Source organism: Saccharothrix sp. NRRL B-16314, assembly GCF_000716595.1.
Classification (GTDB): domain Bacteria; phylum Actinomycetota; class Actinomycetes; order Mycobacteriales; family Pseudonocardiaceae; genus Actinosynnema.
This window is the reverse complement of record NZ_JNXC01000024.1, coordinates 86,988-106,960: the sequence shown is the minus strand read 5'-3', so window position 1 is coordinate 106,960 and position 19,973 is coordinate 86,988. Positions and strand designations below refer to the sequence as shown.

Here is a 19,973-nt window from a genome sequence, read left to right as displayed (position 1 = left end):
CGAGGTGCTGGACCTGGGGCGGACGAAGCGGACGGTGAGCGTGGCGCAGCGCAAGGCGCTGCACACCCGCGACCGGGGCTGCGCGTTCCCCGGCTGCGGGCGACCACCGAAATGGTGCGACGCCCACCACGTGCGCCACTGGTCCGAAGGCGGCGACACCGACCTCGCAAACCTCGTCCTGCTCTGCCGCACCCACCACAGCCTCGTCCACCACTCACGCCGGCGAATCACCATGACCGGCGGCATACCCGCGTTCATCCCACCGCGTCACGTCGACCCCGCCCAGCTACCGCGCCAGAACCTGCTCCACCGACCACCCGTGCCCATCGCGGCCTGACACTCCTGACATCCCACGCCGAGCCGGTGCGCTAGGCGGAACCGGCCAGCAGCGCGGTCAGGTGGCGGGTCAGCCACGGGGTGTCGGCCGGGGAGACGTGGACCCACTCCTCGTCACCCAACCGCTCGGTGGTGAGGGCGTAGCGGCCGGCGGCGGTGTCGGTCCAGCTCAGGGTGCGGGAGCGGCCGGCGGGGCCGTTGACCGCCAGTTGACCGGTCGACTGGCGCGCGGAGTCGACCAGGGTGGTGATCGACCGGGTGGCGCGGCCGGTGACGTGCGCCTGCGCGAGCGCGCGTTCCATCGCGGCGTGGCCGGACGTGGCGTAGGCGTCCATCGCGGCGGAGAAGGCGGACCTGGGCAGTCGCACCTGGTCACCCGGGCCGGCCGGTGCGTCGCCGATGACCCTGGTGATCGCGGACGCCAGGTCGGTGATGGGCTCCAGGGCCACCTCGTGGTCGTTCAGCACGGCCAGGACGCCGCGGGTGCCCCTGGCCGTCGCCAGCACCCGCCACGGGTGCGGCCGGAAGACCAGGGCGTCGATCGAGGTCGCGCCGTGGCACAGCAGGCCGAACAGGTCCTCCAGCTCGGGCGAGACCTCCTCGCCGTCCGCCAGACCCGCCTCGGTCAACGTGCGGAGGACGTCGGCGCCCAGCGCGTCGCGTTCGCCCATCGTCTCGCCGTGCGAGGGCACTTCGAGCGGGTACGGCGGTTCACCCACCCCCAAGTCCTCCCACAGCAGGTCGAACTCCAGGTGGGACAGGACGACCGCGGTCGCCGAACGTCGCGCCATGGGGAACGAAGGTAGCGGCCCGCGCCGTCTTCCGCGGCCGGTTGAGCGACACCGGTGGCTACGCTGCTCACCGTGGACGTGGCCGGCGGGTTCCTCACGGTGCGGGCATCCGGTGCGGCGGCGGCCAAAGCCGCGCTCAGCGGGGGTGCGCCCACGCCCGAGCACATCCAACTGCTCGTCGGCTGCGCGGTACCGACGGGCGTGCCCGGCAACGGGACGGCGCTTCGGTTTCCCGACTGCGCGCTGCACGTCCTGCCGAGCGTGGTGATGCTGACGGTGGCCGAGGCGCGGCTGACGGTCGGCTTCGGCGAGCTGAAACCGTTGATGTTCCAACCGGTTCCGGTCGACGGGGCGCTTCGCTCCGTCTTCTCCGGCGCGGTGGCGCACGTGCTCGCCGCCGCGCACGTCCTCGACCCGCACGGCCTGTCCCACCACCTCTTCGGGCTGGCCGAGCTGGTGCTGCGCAGCGCCCTGCGCGCCGAGTTGGAACGCGTGGACTCGCTGGTGGCACGGCGGCGCGAAGCAGTGGAGTACATGCGGGAGCACCTGGCGGACCCGACCCTGGGCGCGGACCGGGTCGCCGAGGCGTTGTTCATCTCCCGCCGCCGCCTCTACCAGCTGTTCGACGACGGGCAGGGCGTGTCCGAACGCATCCGGGGCCTGCGGATCGACCGGGCGAAGGCGTTGCTGGCCGACCCGGCGAAGGCGGCCCGCGGCATCGGCGAGATCGCCAAGGACTGCGGTTTCGTCAGCGCCGCGCACTTCTCCCGGACGTTCCGCCAGGTGGTCGGCCGGACGCCGAGCGAGTTCCGGGGTCGCTGAACCGCATCCCCGACACGAACCGGCCCGCGACGCCCGCCACGTCGAGCCACCCGCGCCCGGTCGGCGAGTGCAGCGTGAACACCGCCAGCCGCGGTTGGTCCGGATCGGTCACCACGACCTGCAACTGGGCGCCCGGCCCGGCCACCGGGATGCGCTCCACGATCATCACCGGGTAGCCGGTCGCCGTCTCACCGCGGGTGACCTCGCGGATCGCCGGACCGTCGAGGGGGAAGTCCAGTCCGGGCCGGTCGACCGGGACCACGCAGGCCATCAGCAGCGCCGGGTCCGCGTCCGAGTGCTCGACCACGGCCAGCAGCCCGGCGCCGTGGCGGTGCGCCAGTTCGGCCGCCTGCGTCGCGGACACCTCGAGGCCGGGGTCACGGGTTCCCTTGAGCCGGCGCAGCACGGCTAACAGCTCCGCCGCGGTGTGCTCGGGGGTGCCGAGTGCCACCGGGGTCACCCCCGGCACGGGATCGAGTCTCACCCGAGCCCCGCCCGGAACGCCGCCGCCGCGCCGTTGCCCGCCGCCGGCCGACTACCGCCGAGCAGCACGGACGCCAGTTCGGCGGTGATCGACGAGAAGCCGGCGAGGGTGTCCGCGATCGCGGTCGACGGCTCCTCGGCGCGCAGCCGTTCGGCGACCCGCCTCGCCTCCGCGCGGTGGTCGCGCTCCAACAGCCGGGCCTCCTCCAGCACCTCGTCCAGCTGCCGCCGCAGGTCGTCGTGCCGCGTCACGGCCCGCTCGTGGGCCTCGCCGTCGGCGGCGGTGAACGCGGCCATCGCGCCGGTCCGGTCGACGTCGTCGGCGGCGTCGGCGAGCGCCCGCCGCAGGCTCACCGCGCGCCGGTCCAGCTCCTCGGCCCGCCGCTGGTTGCCCAGCAGCGTGGTGGCCCAGCCGTCGAGCACCTCGGCCGCCGCGCGCATCGCGCGCCGCACCGCCGTCAGCTCCGACACCACCGCCTCCAACCGGGTCCTGAACCCGTCCGCCGCCGCACCCGTCCACCCCTCCGGCGGCTCACCGGGGACCGTGAAGGCGACCGAGCACCGCTCACTGGCCGCCGCCACCGCCCCCGCGCTGCCCGGCGTGGGGTCGAACCCCAGGCCCCTGTAGTCAGTCATGGCGCAGCTCGTCGGCCTGCCGGTAGGTCTCGGCCGCCGCCCGCACCCCGTCCGCCGACACGTCCAGCCCGGCAGCGCGCAACGTCCGCGCCCACTCGGCCGCCAACTGCTCGACCGCCTCCGTGACGCCCTCGGGACCGAGGTCGCCCAACGGTCCCTCCACAGTGGACGCCGCGGCGCCGATCTCGTCGGCCGCCTCGTCCAACCGGCCGGCGAACGCGGTCAGCGCGTCCGGCTCGACCCGGTAGCCGTCGCTCATTCGCCGAGCACCGGCGGGAACGCGGGCGGCAGGTCGTCCAGCAGGTCGAGGCCGTTGTCGTAGCGGTTGCGGTGCTCACCGTCCTCCTCGCGGTTGCCCGGCGCCATCGGCGGGTACATGCCGAAGCCCTGCGGGCCGCCCGCGCCGACGACCGGTCCGATGCCACCTCGGGCCGCCGCGCCACCGGGCACCGCGCCGAGCACGCCGGACGCGCCACCCGAGCCGATCGGCCCGAACGAACCGCCGCCGTAACCACCGTGGACGCCGCCGTGGACACCACCGGGCACCCCGTGGACACCGCCGTGGACACCGCCGCCCGGAGCGCCGAAGGCGCCGTAACCAGCGGGCACGTTCACCGCCGTCCCGGCCGCCGCCACCGACGTCGTGCCCTCTCCCGGTGACACGCCGGGCACGGCAGCGGGCACAGCCGGCGCGACCGGCGAAGGCACAACCGCCGGGCCGGGCCAAGTCGCGGGCGAGGGCGCGGGCCGGTGGTCGGGCTCGCCCGGGGCGACACCGGGCGCCTGGTCGAACGTCGGCAGGGTCGTGTGCACGCCGCGGCTGGCCGCCTCGTACTCCTCCATCACCCGCACGGCCGCGGCCATCGCGGCACGCTGCTCCTCCTTGGACGGTTTGTGGTCGTCCAGCAACTGGTCCAGCATGTAGGCGCCCTGCGGCCCGTCCAGCGTGGTCACGTCGTACCCGTCGCGGAACCACCGCTCGGCGTCCGGGTGCACCGGCTCCGGCATCCGCCTGGCCGCCTCGTCCACCGCCGACGTGTACGCGTCGAGCCCCGTGCCGACCGCGTACGCCCGCCTCGACGCGTCCGCCGCCCACTCGGTGAGCCGCGACGCCGACCCGGCCGCCGCCACCGCCGAAGGACCGCGCCACGACGCCACCAGCTGCCGCACGATCTTCTGCACGTCGGCGGTGGCCTGGTCGACCTGGTCCGCCAGCGACCGCCACGCGACCGTCCTGCCGGCCATCCGCGTGGTGTCCGCGGACTTCACCATGTCCCACAGCGTCCGGTGCGTGTACGCGTTCCAGTTGATCTTGCCGAAGTTCTCCGGCGCGCGGTTCGCCTTCTGCAGCCTGATCCGCCGCTCTTCCCGGCGCCGGGCAGCCGCGGAGGGCCTGTGGTTCTTGGAGTAGTACTCGTCCCGGTTCACAGCCGCCTCAGCTCTTCGGCCACCTGCTCGTCCTCGGCCCGGTGCGTCACGCCGACCTGGTGCAACGCGTCGCGCAACCTCTCCAGCTCCTTCAGGTACGACCGCAAGGCCGTCTGCACGCCGCCGCCGACGTCACCGGCGTCCTGATCACCCGCGCGCAGCCCGAACGCCTGCCGCATGTGCCGCGCCACCGGACCCCGGCCGTCCCCGAGCGGCTGCCCCAGTTCACCACCGGCCCGGCCCAGCAGCTCCGACAGCGTGCCGTGCAGCTCGGCGAGGCGGGACTCGGCCCGGGTGAACTCGTCCAGGTCCACCTCGATCCGGTCGCCGCCCTCGGCGACCACCCTCGCCGCGCCGGCGCCGGTCGGCGGCGCGATCACCGGCGTCACGGCACCCGACCCGTGCCGCTCGTCCCGCAGCTCTTCGCGCATCCGCTTGGCGTCCTCGACGCCGCGCACCCTGACGACCATGCCCCATATCGTGGTGTGCCCGCGCGCACGTGACCAGAGCGGGTGCACACCGGGAGAAGCAGCGGTGCACGGCGGGACAAGAACCTGTGCGAAAATCATCCCCCGTGCCGTCACCTGCCGTTCACGCGCGCGCCGTGCTGCTCGCCGGTCCTTCCGGTTCGGGCAAGTCCACCCTCGCCGCCGACCTCGGTCTGCCCGTGCTGAGGCTGGACGACTTCTACCGCGAGGGTGACGACCCGCTCCTCCCCCGTGACGACGCGGGCCGCGCGGACTGGGACGCGGAGGGCTCCTGGAACACCGCCGACGCGCTGGCCGCCGTGGTGGAGCTGGCGACCACCGGCACGGTCGACGCTCCGGTGTACGCGCTCGGCGAGGACAAGCGGGTGGGCTACCGGACGGTGACCGCGCCCGGCCTGTTCATCGCCGAAGGCCTGTTCGCGGACCGGCTGGTGGCGGGCTGCCGCGAGGCGGGCGTGCTGGCGGACGCCATCGTGCTCGCGCCGAACGCGGTGGTGACGTTCGCCCGCCGGTTCGCCCGGGACGTCGCGGAGGCCCGCAAGCCGGTGCCGCTGCTGGCCCGCCGCGGCCTGCGGCTGATGGTCGAGCACTCCGGCGTGGTGCGGCGCTGCGTCGACGCGGGGATGCGGCCGGCCCGCCCGCGCCACGTGCGACTGGCCACGATCGGGGAGATGGCACCCGCGGCGGTGTAGCCGGAGCGCGTCGGGGGTACTGCTGCCGGCATGGCTGTGTTCGAGCATGAGCAGACGATCCCGGTGGACGCGGGGGTGGTGTTCGACCTCGCCAAGGACGTGACCGCGATGCAGGCGTGGCTGCCGGACGGGCTCGAGGTCGAGTCGACCGGCCCGGAGCGGGTCACCGGGCACGTGTCGATGGGCGACGAGGTCGACGACGGCGAGGGCTACCTGGCCGCCGACGACGAACAGCGCCGACTGGAGTGGGGCGACCTCGCCGGTGGCGGCTACTCGGGGTGGCTCCAGGTGGACGAAGTGGGTCCGGGCCGCTGCCGCGTGGTGCTGCACCTTGACGTGAGCGGCGATCACCCCGAGGCCGTCGGCGGCGAAGCGCACGAAATCACGGACGAAGCCATCGAGCAGGCCCTGAACCGGCTCGCAGCGCTTGCCATGCAGAGCGTCACGTGACCGTTTTCACTGATCATCGAGTTTAAACGCGGAAAAGCGCCGCCTAGTGTGAACGCCGTTCACCGGGTACGTCTGCGCGTCGAGGCCCCGGATCGTCTTCAAGGGAGCTTCGATGTTCCGCGCTTTGCGGGGCCGCAACTACCGTCGTTGGGCGTTCGCCGATCTCATTTCGGTGACCGGTTCGTGGATGCAGTTGATCGGTCTCAACTGGGTCGTGCTGGAGAGCACGGGCTCGGCCACGTCGGTCGGCCTCTCGGTGCTGCTGGGCACCCTGCCGTCCGTGCTGCTCGGCCCGTGGGCGGGCTCGCTCGCCGACCGGCTGCCGGTGCGTCGGATCATCCTGACCTGCCAGGCGTTGCACGCCGTGCTGGCCGCGTCGCTGGCGCTCGTGGTGTGGCAGGGCGTGCCGATCACGGCGGTGTTCGCGTTGACGTTCGCGGCGGGCCTGGTGTCGGTGTTCGACGGACCCGCGCTGGGCCGTTACGGGGCGCAGGTGGTGTCCCGGGAAGACCTGGGCAACGCCGTCGCGCTCGGCTCCGTGCTGAGCTCCACCGGTCGCATCCTGGGCATGAGCAGCGCCGCGGTGCTCGCCGCCGCGTTCGGCTCGCCGATGCTGTTCGTGATCAACGCGCTGAGCTTCGTGGCGGTGATCCTCGCGGTGGTCGCCATCCGACGGGACGAGCTGCACCCCCTGGAGGCCAGTCCGGCGGGCCGGGTCGGTGTCGCCGCCGGCCTGCGCTACGTCACCGCCAGCGGGCGGCTGCTCCTGCTGTTCGCGCTCGGTTTCACGCTGTCCAGCCTGGGCCGCAACTACCAGGTCACGATGGCCGCGATGAGCCCGGACGCGACGACGTACGGCCTGCTGTCGACGGTGTTCGCGATCGGCACGGTGCTGGGCGGGCTGGCCGCGGCGGCACGTCGGGCGTTGACCGTGCGGCTGCTGCTCGCGGTCGCGTGCGGGACGAGCCTGCTCCAGGTCACCAGCGGGCTCGTGCCCGGGATGCTCGGGTTCGCCGTCGTGCTGCTGCCGATCGCGGCGGGCGCGGTGGTCATCGACACGACCATGAGCACCCGCATCCAGCTCGACACCGAGGACGGCATGCGCGGCCGGCTGCTCGCGGTCAACTCGGCCGTCGGCGCGGCGGCGGGCGCGGTCGGCGCCCCCCTGCTCGGCATGTTGTGCGAGCGGATCGGCGCGCCGGAGACGTTGGTGCTCGCGGGCGCGGTCACGCTCCTGGTCACGGTGTTCGCCGCGTCCGTGCTGGCCGCGCCGGCCCACCGCCGGACCGCGCTGGCGCACCGCGTGCTTCGCCGTCCGCACCAGCCGCCGGCACCCGCCGGGCACCCGCACGGAGCAGTGCGACCTGGGAACCGTCCCAGGCGGCGTACCCGCGTCCGGGTGTAGGACCCCGCGTCCACCAGGCCGCATGCGCTGCGCCGCTCGGATGCACTGCGTAGTGGCCCATTCACAGAACGAGGTGGGCGCGGCTACAGTCAGGTCGTTCCTGGGAGCGCTCCCAGAACCTCAACGAGGAGGTGAACGACGTGACGGCCCGACGATGGATCGCGCTGGCCTCCGCCTCTGCGGCAGGCTTGCTGATCGCCACGCTCGTCAATGTGATCGGCCCGACCACCGCGTCCGCACACGGCGCGATGATGACGCCGGGCAGCCGGACCTTCATGTGCTGGAAGGACGGCCTGACCCCGCAGGGCAACATCCAGCCGCAGAACCCGGCCTGTTCCGCCGCGGTGTCGTCCGGCGGCACCAACGCGCTCTACAACTGGTTCGGCGTGCTGCGGTCCGACGGCGCGGGCCGCACCAGCGGCTTCATCCCCGACGGCAAGCTGTGCAGCGGTGGCAACCCGACCTTCTCCGGGTTCGACATCGCCCGCGGCGACTACCCGGTGACCCACCTGACCTCCGGCGCGAACTTCTCCTGGACGTACAACAAGTGGGCCGCGCACCCCGGCACGTTCCACCTGTACGTGACCAAGGACAGCTGGAGCCCGACCCGGCCGCTGGCGTGGAGCGACCTGGAGAGCACGCCGTTCCACAGCGTGACGAACCCGGCGAACACCGGCCCGGTGGGCAGCATCGACGGCAAGTACTACTGGAACGCGAACCTGCCGTCGGGCAAGTCCGGTCGCCACATCATCTACTCGGTGTGGACCCGCTCGGACAGCACCGAGACGTTCTACAACTGCTCCGACGTCGTGTTCGACGGTGGCAACGGCCAGGAGACCGGCGTCGGCAACGGCGGCGGCACCACCACGACCACCACCACCACGACGACGAGCACGAGCACGTCGACCACCACCACGACGCCGACCAGCACCACCACGACGACCCCGACGACCACCACCACGATCCCGTCGGGCGACTCGAAGTGCATGGCGATCTACAAGATCACCAGCGCGTGGTCGGGCGGCTTCCAGGGCGAGGTCGAGCTGATGAACCACAGCACGGCGGCGTACAACGGCTGGACCGCGACGTGGACCTACGCCAACGGCCAGACGATCAACAGCCTGTGGAGCGGCGTCAAGTCCGGCTCCGGTGCGCAGGTGGTCGTCAAGAACGCGGCGTGGAACGGCACGGTGGCGCCTGAGACGTCGGTCAAGTTCGGCTTCACGGCCACCTACTCGGGCAGCACCAACTCGCTGCCCACGGTGACCTGCTCCAGCCCGTGAGTCCCACGGCGGAACAGCCGGCCGGCTAGTCCAGGCGGAACCCGAACGGGAGCTCCAGCCGGTGCCGGGCGAGAAGCCCGGTGTCGGCCAGGAGCTCCCGCGTCGGTCCGTCGGCCACCACGACACCGCCGTCGATCAACACGCTGCGCGGGCACAGCTGCAAGGCGTAGGGCAGGTCGTGCGTGACCATCAGCATGGTGCGGTCCAACCCCAGCAACACCTCGGCCAGCTCTCGGCGGGCCACCGGTTCCAGGTTCGCCGAGGGCTCGTCGAGCACCAGGATCTCCGGGTCGCAGGCCAGCACGGTCGCCAGCGCGACCCGGCGGCGCTGACCGCCGGACAGGTGCAGCGGCGACCGGTCGCCGAACTCCTCCATGCCGACCGCGCGCAACGCGTGGTCCACCCGGTCGTCCAGTTCCGCGCCGCTCAACCCGAAGTTCGCCGGGCCGAACGCCACGTCCTGCCGCGCGGTGGGCAGGAACAGCTGGTCGTCCGGGTCCTGGAACACGACCCCGACGCGGCGGCGGATCTCCTTGAGGTGCTTCTTCTCCACCGGCAGCCCGGCCACCTCGACCCGGCCGGAACCACCGCCCAGCACGCCGTTGAGGTGCAGGACGAACGTCGTCTTGCCCGCCCCGTTGGGGCCGAGGACGGCGACGCGCTCGCCGCGCTCGACCTCGAGGTCGACGCCGAACAGGGCTTGGTGCCCGTCCGGGTACGCGTAGGCCAGCCGCTCGACCACGAGCGCGGGCGCGGACCGTTGCGGCGCCACGACTTCCGGGGAACCGCCACCGTCGGGCATCCGGCCCGTCCACCCGCGCGACACCATGGCGAGGTGCACCCTCTCACCGCGTTCGTAGGAGCGGATGAACAGGCTGCCGATGCCCCGTGCGGTCGCGCCGAGCTGCCACAGGAACCTCGGGTCGTCACCGCGGGAGATCCGCGCCACCCGCATCCGCTTGGCCTCGCCCACGATCACCTCGGCGTAGCGGAGCATCAGCGTGGCGATGGTGATCAGGACCGACGGCATGCGCAGGCGTTGCAGGCCCAGCAGGATGTCCTGGGGTGCGGTGGTGGCGGCGAGCGTCAACGACGTCAGCAGGCCGAGCGTGCCCTTGGCCAGGATGTTCCACCCGGCCAGCGCGCCCTCTTCCGAGACGGACACGCCCAGCACGTCGACCCGGTCACCCGCGCCGGTGAACGGCAGGACCAGGGCCAGCAGCACGAACGGCGCCTCGATCACCGACCGCGCGGCGAACCAGCGCACCGGGACGCGGGCCACCGCCCAGACCGCGGTGAGGGCGAGCAGGTAGGCGCCGAACGCCCAGAACGCCTCGCGGGGCGTGGCCACCACGCACAGCACCGCCACCACCGCGGCGACGATCTTCGTCTGCGGGGTGAGGCGGTGCACCGGCGAGTCGCCGGGCCGGTGCAGGAAACCGTGGCCGGCGCTCACTTCACGTCGGAACGCTTGCGCAGCAACCAGAACAGCCCACCGGCGAGGACCAGCGTGGCGAGGACGCCGAGGACGCCGGCCAGCCCGGTGAACCGGTCGTCGCCACCCAGCGCGTAGTCCGCCAGCGGTGACCCGGCCAGGGGGTGCTCCTGCGCGTGCTCGGCGATGCCGTGCTGCTCGGTGACGTGGTCGAGCCCGTCCGGGTCCGGATCGGCGAAGTACGAGACCGCGCCCGCCAGCACCAGGCTGACCACCGCGAACCATGCGAAGAAGCGCCGCTTCACGCCTTCAGCTCCAACTTCTGCGGCACGCCGCGCAGCAGGTACACGAGGTCCGGTCGGGCCGAGGCGACCGCCGTCACGGTGACCGCCGTGATCACGCCCTCGCCGATGCCGATCAGCACGTGCACGCCGAGCACGGCGGCGGCGACCGTGCCGAACGCGACACCGCCCTGGCCGCCGATCGCGTACTCCAGCACGAAGCCGAACGACGCGAGGACCGTGTTCACCAGCGCGGACACGAACGCGACCGCGGCGAGGCCGCCCTTGTTGCGGGTGGCGAGCTTCCGCAGGGCGACCGCCGTGAGGTAGCCGATCGCGGTGCCGATCAGGGCCATGTTGGTGACGTTCGCGCCGAGCGCGGTGACACCGCCGTCGGCGAAGAAGAGGGATTGGACGACCAGCACGATCGTCACGCACAGCGCGCCGACCCACGGCCCGACCAGGATCGCGGCCAGCGCGCCGCCGAGCAGGTGGCCGCTGACGCCGGGCAGGACGGGGAAGTTCAGCATCTGGGTGGCGAACACGAACGCCGCCACCAGGCCGGCCAGCGGCGCGGTCCGGTCGTCGAGGTCGCCGCGCGCCTTGGCCAGCGCCACGCCGACACCGACCACCGCGACCGCCACGAACAGCAGCGACGTCGGCGCGTTCAGCAGGCCGTCGCTCATGTGCATTGCTACCGGATCGGACACGGCTCACACGCTAGTTGCACACAGACCGCTATGGCCAGCTCATTGCAACAACGATTCCGATCACACTCCCGGGCCGACGACGCCGTTCTCCCACGCCCAGGCGGCGATCCCCACCCGGTTGCGCACCCCGAGCTTGGCCTGGATGTGCGCCAGGTGGCTCTTGACCGTGCTCAGCGAGATGAACAGCTCCGCGGCGATCTCCCGGTTCGTGCGGCCCCTCGCGATGGCCCTGGTGACCTCGGTTTCCCGGACCGACAGCGCCCTGCCTGCCGGCGCCCTGCCAGACAGCGCCGCGCCTGCCAACGGGTCGCGCAGGCGGCGCAGCAGCCGCAGCGTGACCGAGGGCGAGACCAGCGCGTCACCGACGCTCGCGGCACGCACCGCCTCCGCGAGCAGCACGGGTCCGGCGTCCTTCAGGACGAAGCCGACCGCCCCGCCGATCAGCGCGCCGTACACGTACTCGTCCAGGTCGAACGTCGTGACCACGACCACCCGGAACGGGTCCGCCACGCCGGGACCGGCCAGCGCCCGGGTGACCTCGATGCCGTCGAGGCGGGGCATCCGGACGTCGACCAGGCACACGTCCGGCCGGAGCCGCCGGGCGAGCTCGACCGCCTCGACGCCGTCGGCCGCCTCGGCCACGACGCTGATGTCGGGCTGGTCGTCGAGGATGAGGCGCAGCCCACCGCGGACCATCGCCTGGTCGTCCGCCACCAGCACGGTGATGGTCATCGCGGCGTCCGGTCGTCGACGGGCAGCACGGCGCGCACCGACCAGCCCGCGCCGGGGAGCGGACCCGCGCACAGCGTGCCGCCGAGCGCTTCGACGCGTTCACGCATGCCGACCAGGCCGTAGCCGGGCCGGCGGTGGTACCGGGCGTGGACCGGGGGGCCGTCGTCCACGACCTCGACCGTGATCGCCCGGCCGGCCCGGCTGACGTCGACGCTGACCGAGCGGGCGGCCGGGGCGTGGCGGGCGACGTTGGTGAGCGACTCCCGCACGACCCGGTACACCGCGCCGGCCACCTCCGGCGGCCACACCGGGTCGCCGACGGGCAGCCGCAGGTCCACGGCGGGTCCTTCGAACCGTCCGACCAGGTCGCCGAGCAGGTCGGGGCCGTGGGTGGCGGGAGCACCGGCGTCGGCGTCGCGGAGCAGGCCGACCACGCGGCGCAGCGCGGCCATGCCCTCGGAGCCGGCGGCCTCGATGCCCGCCAGGGAGTCGTCGAGCAGGTCCGGGGCCTTGCGGCGCACGATCCGGGCCGCCTGCGCCTGGAGCACGATGCCGGTGATGTGGTGCGCGACCACGTCGTGCAGCTCCCTGGCCACCTCCAGCCGCTCCTCGCGGCGGATGCGCTCGACGGCGTCCCGGCGGCCGGCGTCGAGCAGCCGCAGGCCGAGGCCGAGCGCGAGGGCGGCGAGCCAGGCCACGCCGTTCAGCGTCGTCACGGTCGTCGGCACCCCTGCCGGGAAGACCGGCGAGGTGAGCCAGTTGGCCGCGACCACCGCCACCCCGCCGGCCGCGACGGCGCACGCGGTCCGTGCGGGAAGCGCCCGGACCGCCGAGCACACCAGCACGGCCAGGCCGACCACCATCGCGGGGCCGGGCTCGGCGGGCAGCCCGGCGAGCCGGGCGACCACGACCGCGACCGCCGCCACCGCCAGACCCGCGACGGCCGCCCGCGCCCGGTCCTGCCGCCGCAGCAGGGCGATCACGCCCACCACCGCGCCCGCCGCGCCGCCGAACGCCCAGTACGCGCCGCCCCAGCTGACCGCGACCGCGACCGCCGTCACGGCGAGCGCCGAGACGAGCACCACGCCGAGCGCGAGGTCGGCCGCGAGGCCGACCGCCCGATCACGAAGATCCACAACAGGAGGCTACGAAACGGCACGCCCCGCGCCGAATCGGCCGAAAGTACGGTTGCCTGCCGCGTGAACCGTGCTTCGGGCCGATGTCCGGCGACCCGGCCGGCTCGCACGATGTCGGCCATGTCATCCCAAGTCACCCGCACAGGCCGGTTCACCCGGGTCGGCTCGGCCGCCGTCGCCGGGCTGCTGGCTGTCGTCTGCGGCGCGTCCGGGGCGTTCGCCTCCACGACCACGCCACGCCTGCCCGAGCCGACCGGACCGCACCCCGTCGGCACCACCTCCCTCCACCTGGAGGACGTCACCCGCCCGGACCCGTGGGTCCCCTCGGCCGGGACCAGGGAACTCATGGTCACGCTGTGGTACCCGGCGAAAGCCCCGGGCCGGCAGCGCGCCCGGTACCTGACCCCCGAGGAGTCGGAACTGGTCCTGGCGGGCACCGGTGTCACCGGCGTGCCGCCCGACGTGCTGAGCCGGACGCGGACCAACGCCTTCACCGACGCCGAGCCGCTCGGTGGCCGCGCGCTGCCGCTCGTGGTCCTGTCCCCCGGCTTCACCTGGCCGCGCAGCTCGCTCACCGCCCTGGCCGAGGAGCTGGCGAGCCGGGGGTACGCGGTCGTCGGCGTCGACCACACCTACGAGAACTTCGCCACGACGTTCCCCGACGGGCGGGTCGCCACCTGCGCGGCGTGCGTGCTGGAGGACGTCGAGGACTTCGGCCGGGTCGCGGTGGAGAGCCGGGCGGCCGACATCTCCTTCGTGCTCGACGAGCTGACCGGACCGCGGCAGCGGTGGCGGGCCGGTCCCCCGATCGACGGCTCGCGGATCGCGATGGCGGGCAGCTCCCTGGGCGGCGCGAGCGCGGGCGAGGCCATGCTGACCGACCCGCGCGTGCTGGCCGGCGTGAACCTGGACGGCACGATGTTCAAGCCGCTGCCCGAGAGCGGGCTGTCACGGCCGTGGCTGTTCTTCGGCCAGGAGGCCGCCGGACCGGGCGGTGACCCCAGCTGGGACCGCGACTGGGAACGACTGACCGGGTGGAAGCTCTGGCTCCTGGTGACCGGCGCGGTGCACGCGTCCTTCACCGACTACGACCTGCTGGCCCGCCAGATCGGCGTCGACCTCGGCGGCGACCTGACCGGCACCCGCTCCGCGGAGATCACCCGCCGGTACGTCCGCGCCTTCTTCGACCTCCACCTGCGGGGTGAGCCGCAGCACCTGCTGGACGCGCCGTCGGCCCGCTACCCCGAGGTGGTGTTCCGCGCGCCGACCCCCGACGACGACGGCGGCCGGACGGGGGTTGCCACTATGCTCCGCCTGCGATGACTCTCACCGACCGCCTGCCGGCCACCCCCGACCCCGACCTCCTCTACGACACCTTCGCCGAGTGGGCGCGGGAACGGGGGCTGTCGCTGTACCCGGCGCAGCAGGAGGCGTTGATCGAGATCGTCTCCGGCTCGAACGTCATCCTCAGCACCCCCACCGGCTCCGGCAAGTCGCTGGTCGCCATCGGCGCGCACTTCGCCGCGCTCGCGGAGGGCAAGCGGACCTTCTACACGGCGCCCATCAAGGCGTTGGTGTCGGAGAAGTTCTTCGCCCTGATCGCGACGTTCGGCGCGGAGAACGTCGGCATGATGACCGGCGACGCGAGCGTCAACGAGACCGCTCCCATCATCTGCTGCACCGCCGAGATCCTGGCGAACATCGCCCTGCGCGACGGCACGAAGGCCGACGTCGGCCAGGTCGTGATGGACGAGTTCCACTTCTACGCCGAGCCGGACCGCGGCTGGGCGTGGCAGGTGCCGCTCATCGAACTGCCGCAGGCCCAGTTCCTCCTCATGTCCGCCACGCTCGGCGACGTCGCGTTCTTCGAGAAGGACCTCACCCGCCGGACGGGCCGCACCACGTCGGTGGTCCGGTCCGCCGAGCGCCCGGTCCCGCTGAACTTCCAGTACGTCACCACCCCGCTGCACGAGACCATCGAAGAGCTCCTGCACGGCCGCGAGGCCCCGGTCTACGTCGTGCACTTCACCCAGGCGTCCGCCCTCGAACGCGCCCAGTCGCTGATGAGCGTCAACGTCGCCACCCGCGCCGAGAAGGACGCCATCGCGTCCATGATCGGCCGGTTCCGGTTCACCTCCGGGTTCGGCAAGACGCTGTCCCGCCTGGTCCGGCACGGGATCGGCGTGCACCACGCGGGCATGCTGCCGAAGTACCGGCGGCTGGTGGAGCAGCTCGCCCAGGCCGGCCTGCTGAAGGTCATCTGCGGCACGGACACGCTCGGCGTCGGCATCAACGTCCCCATCCGCACGGTCGTCTTCACCGCGCTGTCGAAGTACGACGGCCAGCGCACCCGCCACCTCAAGGCGCGGGAGTTCCACCAGATCGCGGGACGGGCGGGCCGCGCGGGCTACGACACCATCGGCACGGTCGTGGTGCAGGCGCCGGACCACGTGGTGGAGAACGAGAAGGCGCTGGCCAAGGCGGGCGACGACCCGAAGAAGCGGCGCAAGGTCGTGCGCAAGAAGGCACCCGAGGGCTTCGTGTCGTGGAGCGACCAGACGTTCGAACGGCTGAAGAACGCGGAGCCGGAACCGCTGACGTCCAGCTTCCAGGTCAGCCACGCCATGCTGCTCAACGTGATCGGCCGGCCCGGTGACGCGTTCGGCGCGATGCGGCACCTGCTGGAGGACAACCACGAGGAACGGCCCGCGCAGCGCCGGCACATCCTGCGGGCCATCCAGATGTACCGGGGTCTGCTGGCGGCGGGCGTGGTGGAGCGGCAGGGCGGCGAGATCCGGCTCACCGTCGACCTCCAGGTGAACTTCGCGCTCAACCAGCCGCTGTCGCCGTTCGCGCTGGCCGCGATCGAGCTGCTGGACCGCGAGGGGCCGAGCTACCCGCTGGACGTGCTGTCGGTGCTCGAGTCCACCCTGGACGACCCGCGCCAGGTGCTGTCCGCGCAGGAGCACAAGGCGCGCGGCGAGGCCATCGGCGCGATGAAGTCCGAGGGCATCGAGTACGACCAGCGGATGGAGCTGCTGGACGAGGTGACGTACCCGAAGCCGCTCGCCGAGCTGCTGGAGGCCGCGTTCACCACGTACCGGCGCGGGCACCCGTGGGTCGCCGACCACGACCTGTCGCCGAAGTCCGTGGTGCGGGACATGTTCGAGCGGGCGATGACGTTCACCGAGTACGTCTCGTTCTACCAGTTGGCGCGCTCGGAGGGCCTGGTGCTGCGGTACCTGGCCGACTCGTACAAGGCGTTGCGGCAGACCGTGCCCGAGGACGCCAAGACCGAGGAGCTGAGCGACCTGCAGGAGTGGCTGGGCGAGCTGGTCCGCCAGGTCGACTCCAGCCTCCTGGACGAGTGGGAGAAGCTGCGCAACCCGTCCGACGACGCCGTGGAAGTGGCCTTGGCCGACACGCCGCCCGCCGTCACCGGCAACGTGCGCGCGTTCCGGGTGCTGGTGCGCAACGCGCTGTTCCGGCGGGTGGAGCTCGCGGCCCGGCGCAACTACTACGAGCTGGGGCAGCTGGACGCCGAGGCGGGCTGGACCGCCGAGGAGTGGCAGGACGCGCTGGAGCCGTACTTCGAGGAGCACGACGAGATAGGCATGGGGCCGGACGCGCGCGGGCCGGCGCTGCTGACGATCACCCAGGAGCCGGGGCTGTGGCGGGTCCGGCAGGCGTTCGACGACCCGGCGAAGGACCACGACTGGGGCTTCACCGCCGAGGTCGACCTGGCCGAGTCGGACGAGATCGGCACCGCCTCGGTGCGGATCACCGAAGTCGGCAGGCTGTAGCAGCCGTGGGGTCCATCCGGTGGTACTCCGGTGCGAACCGGAGTACCAGCATGTCAACGTCGGGAGAGAACGGAGGCGGTTGACCCTGTCGCAGGACGAGTTCGGCGTGCTGGGGTCCCTCGTGGTCCGCCGGGACGGCCGCTCGGTCCCGGTCACCGCCGCCAAGCACCGCATCGTCCTGGCGACCCTGCTGCTGAGCGCGAACCGCTCGGTGCCCGCGAGCGACCTCATCCGCCGGGTGTGGGGCGACATGCCGCCGGACCGCGCCGCGCAGACGCTGCCGGTGTACGTGATGCGGCTGCGGCGCACGCTCGGCGACCCGCGGCTCATCCACACCACGACCACCGGCTACCGGATCGACCTGCCGCCCGACGCGCTGGACCTGCACCGGTTCGAGGCCCTGGCCGAGCAGGGCGCGGCGCTGGTCGCCGCCGAGGACTTCCCGTCCGCCGCGGCGGTCTACGAGCAGGCGCTGGACTGCTGGCGCGGTGCGCCGCTGGCCGACGTGCCGTCCGACTCGCTGCACGAGACGGAGGCGCCGAACCTCGCCGAGGGGCGGCTGCGGGTGATCTCCGAGCTGGTGGACGTGAAGCTGCGGCTGGACCGGTGCGACGAGGTGATCGCGGACCTGCGCCGGCTGACCGCGCAGCACCCGTTGCGGGAGCGGTTCTGGTCGCAGCTGATGGTGGCGCTGTACCGGGTGGACCGGCAGGCGGACGCGCTGGACGCGTACCGGCAGGCGTCGACGGCGTTGGCGCGCGAGCTGGGCGTCGACCCGAGCGATTCGCTGCGCGCGGTGCACCACGCGATCCTGACCGGCGATCCCGCGCTGTACCAGCCGGCCGCCAACACGTGGGCGCCGGTGTCGCAGCTGCCCGCCCCGGTGGGCAACTTCGTCGGCCGCGGCGCGGAGCTGACCAGGGTGACCGGGCTGCTGACGCGTGCGGCGGCGACCGTGCTGGTGTGCGGGCCGCCGGGGGTGGGCAAGACGGCGTTCGCCACGTCGGTGGGGCACGCGGTGCGCGACCGGTACCCGGACGGCCAGCTGTACGTGAACCTGCGCGGGTACTCCACGTCCCCGCCGCTGTCGACGTCCGCGGTGCTGGCGCGGTTCCTGCGGGCGATGGACGTGCGGGCCGACCACATCCCGGTGGGCGAGGAGGAGCTGGTCCGCAACTACCGGGCCCGGCTGCGCGGCCGGCGGGTGCTGATCACGCTGGACAACGCGGCGTCGGTCGACCAGGTGCTGCCGCTGCTGCCGGGCGACCCCGGTTGCTCGGTCGTGATCACCAGCCGCAACGAGCTGCGGTTGCGGGCCACCACGGTGCGGCTGGACGTGCTGCGGACCGACGAGGCGTGGAAGCTGCTGGCCCGGTCGCTCGGGCCGGAGGCGGCGGTGGCGCAGTTCGACGCGCTGGGCGAGCTGGCCCGGCTGTGCGGCTACCTGCCGCTGGCGTTGCGGATCGCGCTGGGGAACCTGGTCGGCGCGCCGCACGTCGACGTCGAGTCCTATGTGGACGAACTGCGCGGTGGCGACCGGCTGTCCGCGCTGGCCGTGGACAACGACGACACGGCGGCGGTGCGGCGGGCGTTCGACCTGTCGTACGCGGCGCTGACGCCGGACGCGGCGCGGCTGTTCCGGCTGGCGGGGTTGGTGCCGGGGCCGGATTTCAGCGTGTCCGGCGTGGCGGCGCTGCTCGACGCGCCGGACGACGTGGCCGGCGGGCTGCTGGAGGACTTGGCGTCGGCGCACCTGGTGCAGCGGGTCGGTGCGGACCGGTTCGCGTTGCACGACCTGCTGCACGTCTACGCGGCGGACCGGGCCGAGGCGGCGGGTGACGACGTCGAGGCGGCGCGGCGGCGGCTGTTCGACTGGTACCTGCGCACGTCCGTCGAGGTCGGCGACGTGCTGTACCCGGAGCTCGGCGTGTCCGGGCCGCCGCGGCTGAGCCCGGAGGTCGCGCGGACGTGGCTGGACGCGGAGCGTGCCAGCGTGCTGGCGGCGACCGAGCACTGCGCGGTGCACGGGCCGCTGCCGATGACGTGGAAGCTGATCGACGCGGTCGGCGGGTACTTCGGGTCGCACGGGCACCACGTGGAGTTCGTGCACGCGATCAACGCCGCGGTGGGCGCGGCGCGGGCGGTGGGCGACCACGACGCCGAGACGTTGATGCTGGTGTGGCTGGCGGCGGAGCACCGGAACCTGGGCGACCTGCGAACCGCCCAGCGGTACCTGCGGTCGGCCGTGCCGACCGGGCGGACGGTGTGGCTGCACGTCGGGCTGGACGGGGTCGTGCACCTGGAGCTGGGCGACATCCCGGCCGCGTCCGCCTCGTTCGAGCGGATGATGGCGTTGAGCGATGAGCCGTGGGCCGGGCCGCACGTGCGGATCGGGGCGCTGGCCGGGCTCGGCGCGTTGCGGATGATGCGCGGTGAGCTGCCGGCGGCGGAGTCGCTGCTGACCGAGGCGCTGGAGCTGGCGCGGTCGGCCGACGGGATGAACGTGGAGGCCACGTGCGCTGCGCTGCTCGGCCGGTGCCGGGCGGCGGCCGGTGACCACCAGCAGGCGGCGGAGCTGCTGCGGCACGCGCTGGTCGCGTGGTACCGGACGGGCGCCCGGCACGCGCGGGCGGAGGCGATGGCGCACCTGGCGGCGGCGTTGTGCCTCGGCGGGGAGCACGCGGAGGCGTTGCGCACGGCTCAGCGGGCGTTGGCGCTGGTGCAGGAGCTGGGCGGCAACCCGCGGATCGAGTCGGAGGTGCACAACGCCCTCGGTCTCGTGCTGCTCCACCTGGGCAAACCGGGCCGCGCCGTGGCCGCGCACCTGCGCGGCCTCGAACTGGCCACGTCGTCGGACTACCGCTTCGGCGCCTGCCGCTCGCACGTCCACCTGGCCCACGCGCTGGCCGCCGACGACCGCCGCGCCGAAGCCGCCCGCCACGCCCGCGTCGGCCGCGACCTCGCCGCCCGCGGCGGCTTCGGCCAGTTCGAACGCCTGGCCGCCGCCGCCCTCGCCGACCTCACCTGACCCGGGGAACACCCCGCGTGGAATTATGTGAATA

20 protein-coding genes and 1 pseudogene are annotated in these 19,973 nt (G+C 73.2%); 9 read left to right on the top strand and 12 right to left on the bottom strand.

Translation table 11 applies throughout. The annotated features are described in order from the left end of the window. Positions 1-337, top strand: a 337-nt coding sequence (locus tag OQ02_RS29010; RefSeq protein ID WP_197043540.1) for an HNH endonuclease signature motif containing protein, incomplete at its 5' end; no start/stop codon positions are given. A gap of 31 nt (positions 338-368) precedes the next feature. On the opposite strand, the gene OQ02_RS29005 is transcribed toward OQ02_RS29010, so the two are convergent. Further along, on the bottom strand, positions 369-1,127 hold the full coding sequence (locus OQ02_RS29005; RefSeq protein WP_033441778.1) for an ESX secretion-associated protein EspG: 759 nt from the start codon (positions 1,125-1,127) through the stop codon (positions 369-371). A 54-nt stretch (positions 1,128-1,181) separates the two neighbouring features. Between OQ02_RS29005 and OQ02_RS29000 the strand changes: the two genes are divergently transcribed. Further along, positions 1,182-1,949 (top strand): helix-turn-helix transcriptional regulator, encoded by a 768-nt coding sequence (locus OQ02_RS29000; protein WP_033441777.1) that lies wholly within the window; start codon positions 1,182-1,184, stop codon positions 1,947-1,949. On the opposite strand, the gene OQ02_RS28995 is transcribed toward OQ02_RS29000, so the two are convergent. The 5 genes from OQ02_RS28995 to OQ02_RS28975 are packed head-to-tail and all read right to left on the bottom strand — an operon-like array spanning position 1,876 to position 4,966. Then, positions 1,876-2,400, bottom strand: coding sequence for a hypothetical protein (locus OQ02_RS28995; protein WP_231500278.1), 525 nt, complete (start codon positions 2,398-2,400; stop codon positions 1,876-1,878). The two genes, OQ02_RS29000 and OQ02_RS28995, sit on opposite strands and share 74 nt — an antisense overlap. Before the next feature lie 29 nt (positions 2,401-2,429). Further along, positions 2,430-3,068, bottom strand: a complete 639-nt coding sequence (locus tag OQ02_RS28990) for a hypothetical protein (protein WP_033441775.1) — start codon at positions 3,066-3,068, stop codon at positions 2,430-2,432. Then, entirely contained in the window at positions 3,061-3,327 is a 267-nt protein-coding gene (locus OQ02_RS28985) for a WXG100 family type VII secretion target (protein WP_033441774.1), read from the bottom strand. The genes OQ02_RS28990 and OQ02_RS28985 overlap by 8 nt, the downstream gene beginning before the upstream one ends. Continuing rightward, positions 3,324-4,496: a PPE domain-containing protein gene (locus OQ02_RS46790; protein ID WP_051772914.1), complete on the bottom strand. Its 1,173-nt coding sequence runs from the start codon at positions 4,494-4,496 to the stop codon at positions 3,324-3,326. The genes OQ02_RS28985 and OQ02_RS46790 overlap by 4 nt, the downstream gene beginning before the upstream one ends. Next, complete coding sequence (locus OQ02_RS28975; protein WP_033441773.1) at positions 4,493-4,966, bottom strand: hypothetical protein; 474 nt, start codon at positions 4,964-4,966, stop codon at positions 4,493-4,495. The genes OQ02_RS46790 and OQ02_RS28975 overlap by 4 nt, the downstream gene beginning before the upstream one ends. 104 nt (positions 4,967-5,070) lie before the next feature. Between OQ02_RS28975 and OQ02_RS28970 the strand changes: the two genes are divergently transcribed. From OQ02_RS28970 to OQ02_RS28955, 4 genes are all read left to right on the top strand, one after another. Next, positions 5,071-5,676: a uridine kinase gene (locus OQ02_RS28970; protein ID WP_231500277.1), complete on the top strand. Its 606-nt coding sequence runs from the start codon at positions 5,071-5,073 to the stop codon at positions 5,674-5,676. 30 nt (positions 5,677-5,706) lie between these two features. Then, positions 5,707-6,126 (top strand): SRPBCC family protein, encoded by a 420-nt coding sequence (locus OQ02_RS28965; protein WP_033441771.1) that lies wholly within the window; start codon positions 5,707-5,709, stop codon positions 6,124-6,126. A gap of 112 nt (positions 6,127-6,238) precedes the next feature. Beyond that, a complete protein-coding gene (locus OQ02_RS28960) occupies positions 6,239-7,531 on the top strand; it encodes an MFS transporter (protein ID WP_063747175.1) in 1,293 nt (430 codons plus the stop codon). Between the two features lie 140 nt (positions 7,532-7,671). After that, positions 7,672-8,814, top strand: a complete 1,143-nt coding sequence (locus OQ02_RS28955; protein WP_033441809.1) for a lytic polysaccharide monooxygenase — start codon at positions 7,672-7,674, stop codon at positions 8,812-8,814. Positions 8,815-8,839: 25 nt separating this feature from the next. On the opposite strand, the gene OQ02_RS28950 is transcribed toward OQ02_RS28955, so the two are convergent. The 6 genes and pseudogenes from OQ02_RS28950 to OQ02_RS28930 all read right to left on the bottom strand — a co-directional run bounded on the left by OQ02_RS28950 (position 8,840) and on the right by OQ02_RS28930 (position 13,108). Continuing rightward, a complete protein-coding gene (locus OQ02_RS28950) occupies positions 8,840-9,616 on the bottom strand; it encodes an energy-coupling factor ABC transporter ATP-binding protein (protein WP_051772919.1) in 777 nt (258 codons plus the stop codon). Between the two features lie 15 nt (positions 9,617-9,631). Further along, positions 9,632-10,225 (bottom strand): annotated as a pseudogene (gene cbiQ, locus OQ02_RS42815) (cobalt ECF transporter T component CbiQ); the annotation flags it as partial. Between the two features lie 41 nt (positions 10,226-10,266). Further along, positions 10,267-10,554 carry a PDGLE domain-containing protein gene (locus OQ02_RS28945; RefSeq protein ID WP_033441770.1) on the bottom strand — a complete coding sequence of 96 codons (288 nt, stop codon included), beginning with the start codon at positions 10,552-10,554 and terminating at the stop codon, positions 10,267-10,269. Then, positions 10,551-11,240, bottom strand: coding sequence for an energy-coupling factor ABC transporter permease (locus OQ02_RS28940; protein ID WP_033441769.1), 690 nt, complete (start codon positions 11,238-11,240; stop codon positions 10,551-10,553). The genes OQ02_RS28945 and OQ02_RS28940 overlap by 4 nt, the downstream gene beginning before the upstream one ends. Before the next feature lie 60 nt (positions 11,241-11,300). Continuing rightward, a complete protein-coding gene (locus tag OQ02_RS28935) occupies positions 11,301-11,972 on the bottom strand; it encodes a response regulator (protein WP_033441768.1) in 672 nt (223 codons plus the stop codon). Further along, complete coding sequence (locus OQ02_RS28930; protein ID WP_033441767.1) at positions 11,969-13,108, bottom strand: sensor histidine kinase; 1,140 nt, start codon at positions 13,106-13,108, stop codon at positions 11,969-11,971. Before OQ02_RS28930 ends, OQ02_RS28935 begins: the two co-directional genes overlap by 4 nt. A 120-nt stretch (positions 13,109-13,228) precedes the next feature. Here OQ02_RS28930 and OQ02_RS28925 point away from each other — a divergent pair, with 120 nt between their 5' ends. From OQ02_RS28925 to OQ02_RS28915, 3 genes are all read left to right on the top strand, one after another. Beyond that, on the top strand, positions 13,229-14,431 hold the full coding sequence (locus tag OQ02_RS28925; protein WP_156077364.1) for an alpha/beta hydrolase family protein: 1,203 nt from the start codon (positions 13,229-13,231) through the stop codon (positions 14,429-14,431). After that, the gene (locus OQ02_RS28920; protein ID WP_033441766.1) at positions 14,428-16,911 is read left to right on the top strand and encodes a DEAD/DEAH box helicase; all 2,484 of its coding nucleotides are present in this window, start codon (positions 14,428-14,430) and stop codon (positions 16,909-16,911) included. The genes OQ02_RS28925 and OQ02_RS28920 overlap by 4 nt, the downstream gene beginning before the upstream one ends. A gap of 79 nt (positions 16,912-16,990) precedes the next feature. Continuing rightward, positions 16,991-19,939, top strand: coding sequence for an AfsR/SARP family transcriptional regulator (locus tag OQ02_RS28915; RefSeq protein ID WP_033441765.1), 2,949 nt, complete (start codon positions 16,991-16,993; stop codon positions 19,937-19,939). The last annotated feature ends 34 nt before the right edge of the window (positions 19,940-19,973 follow it).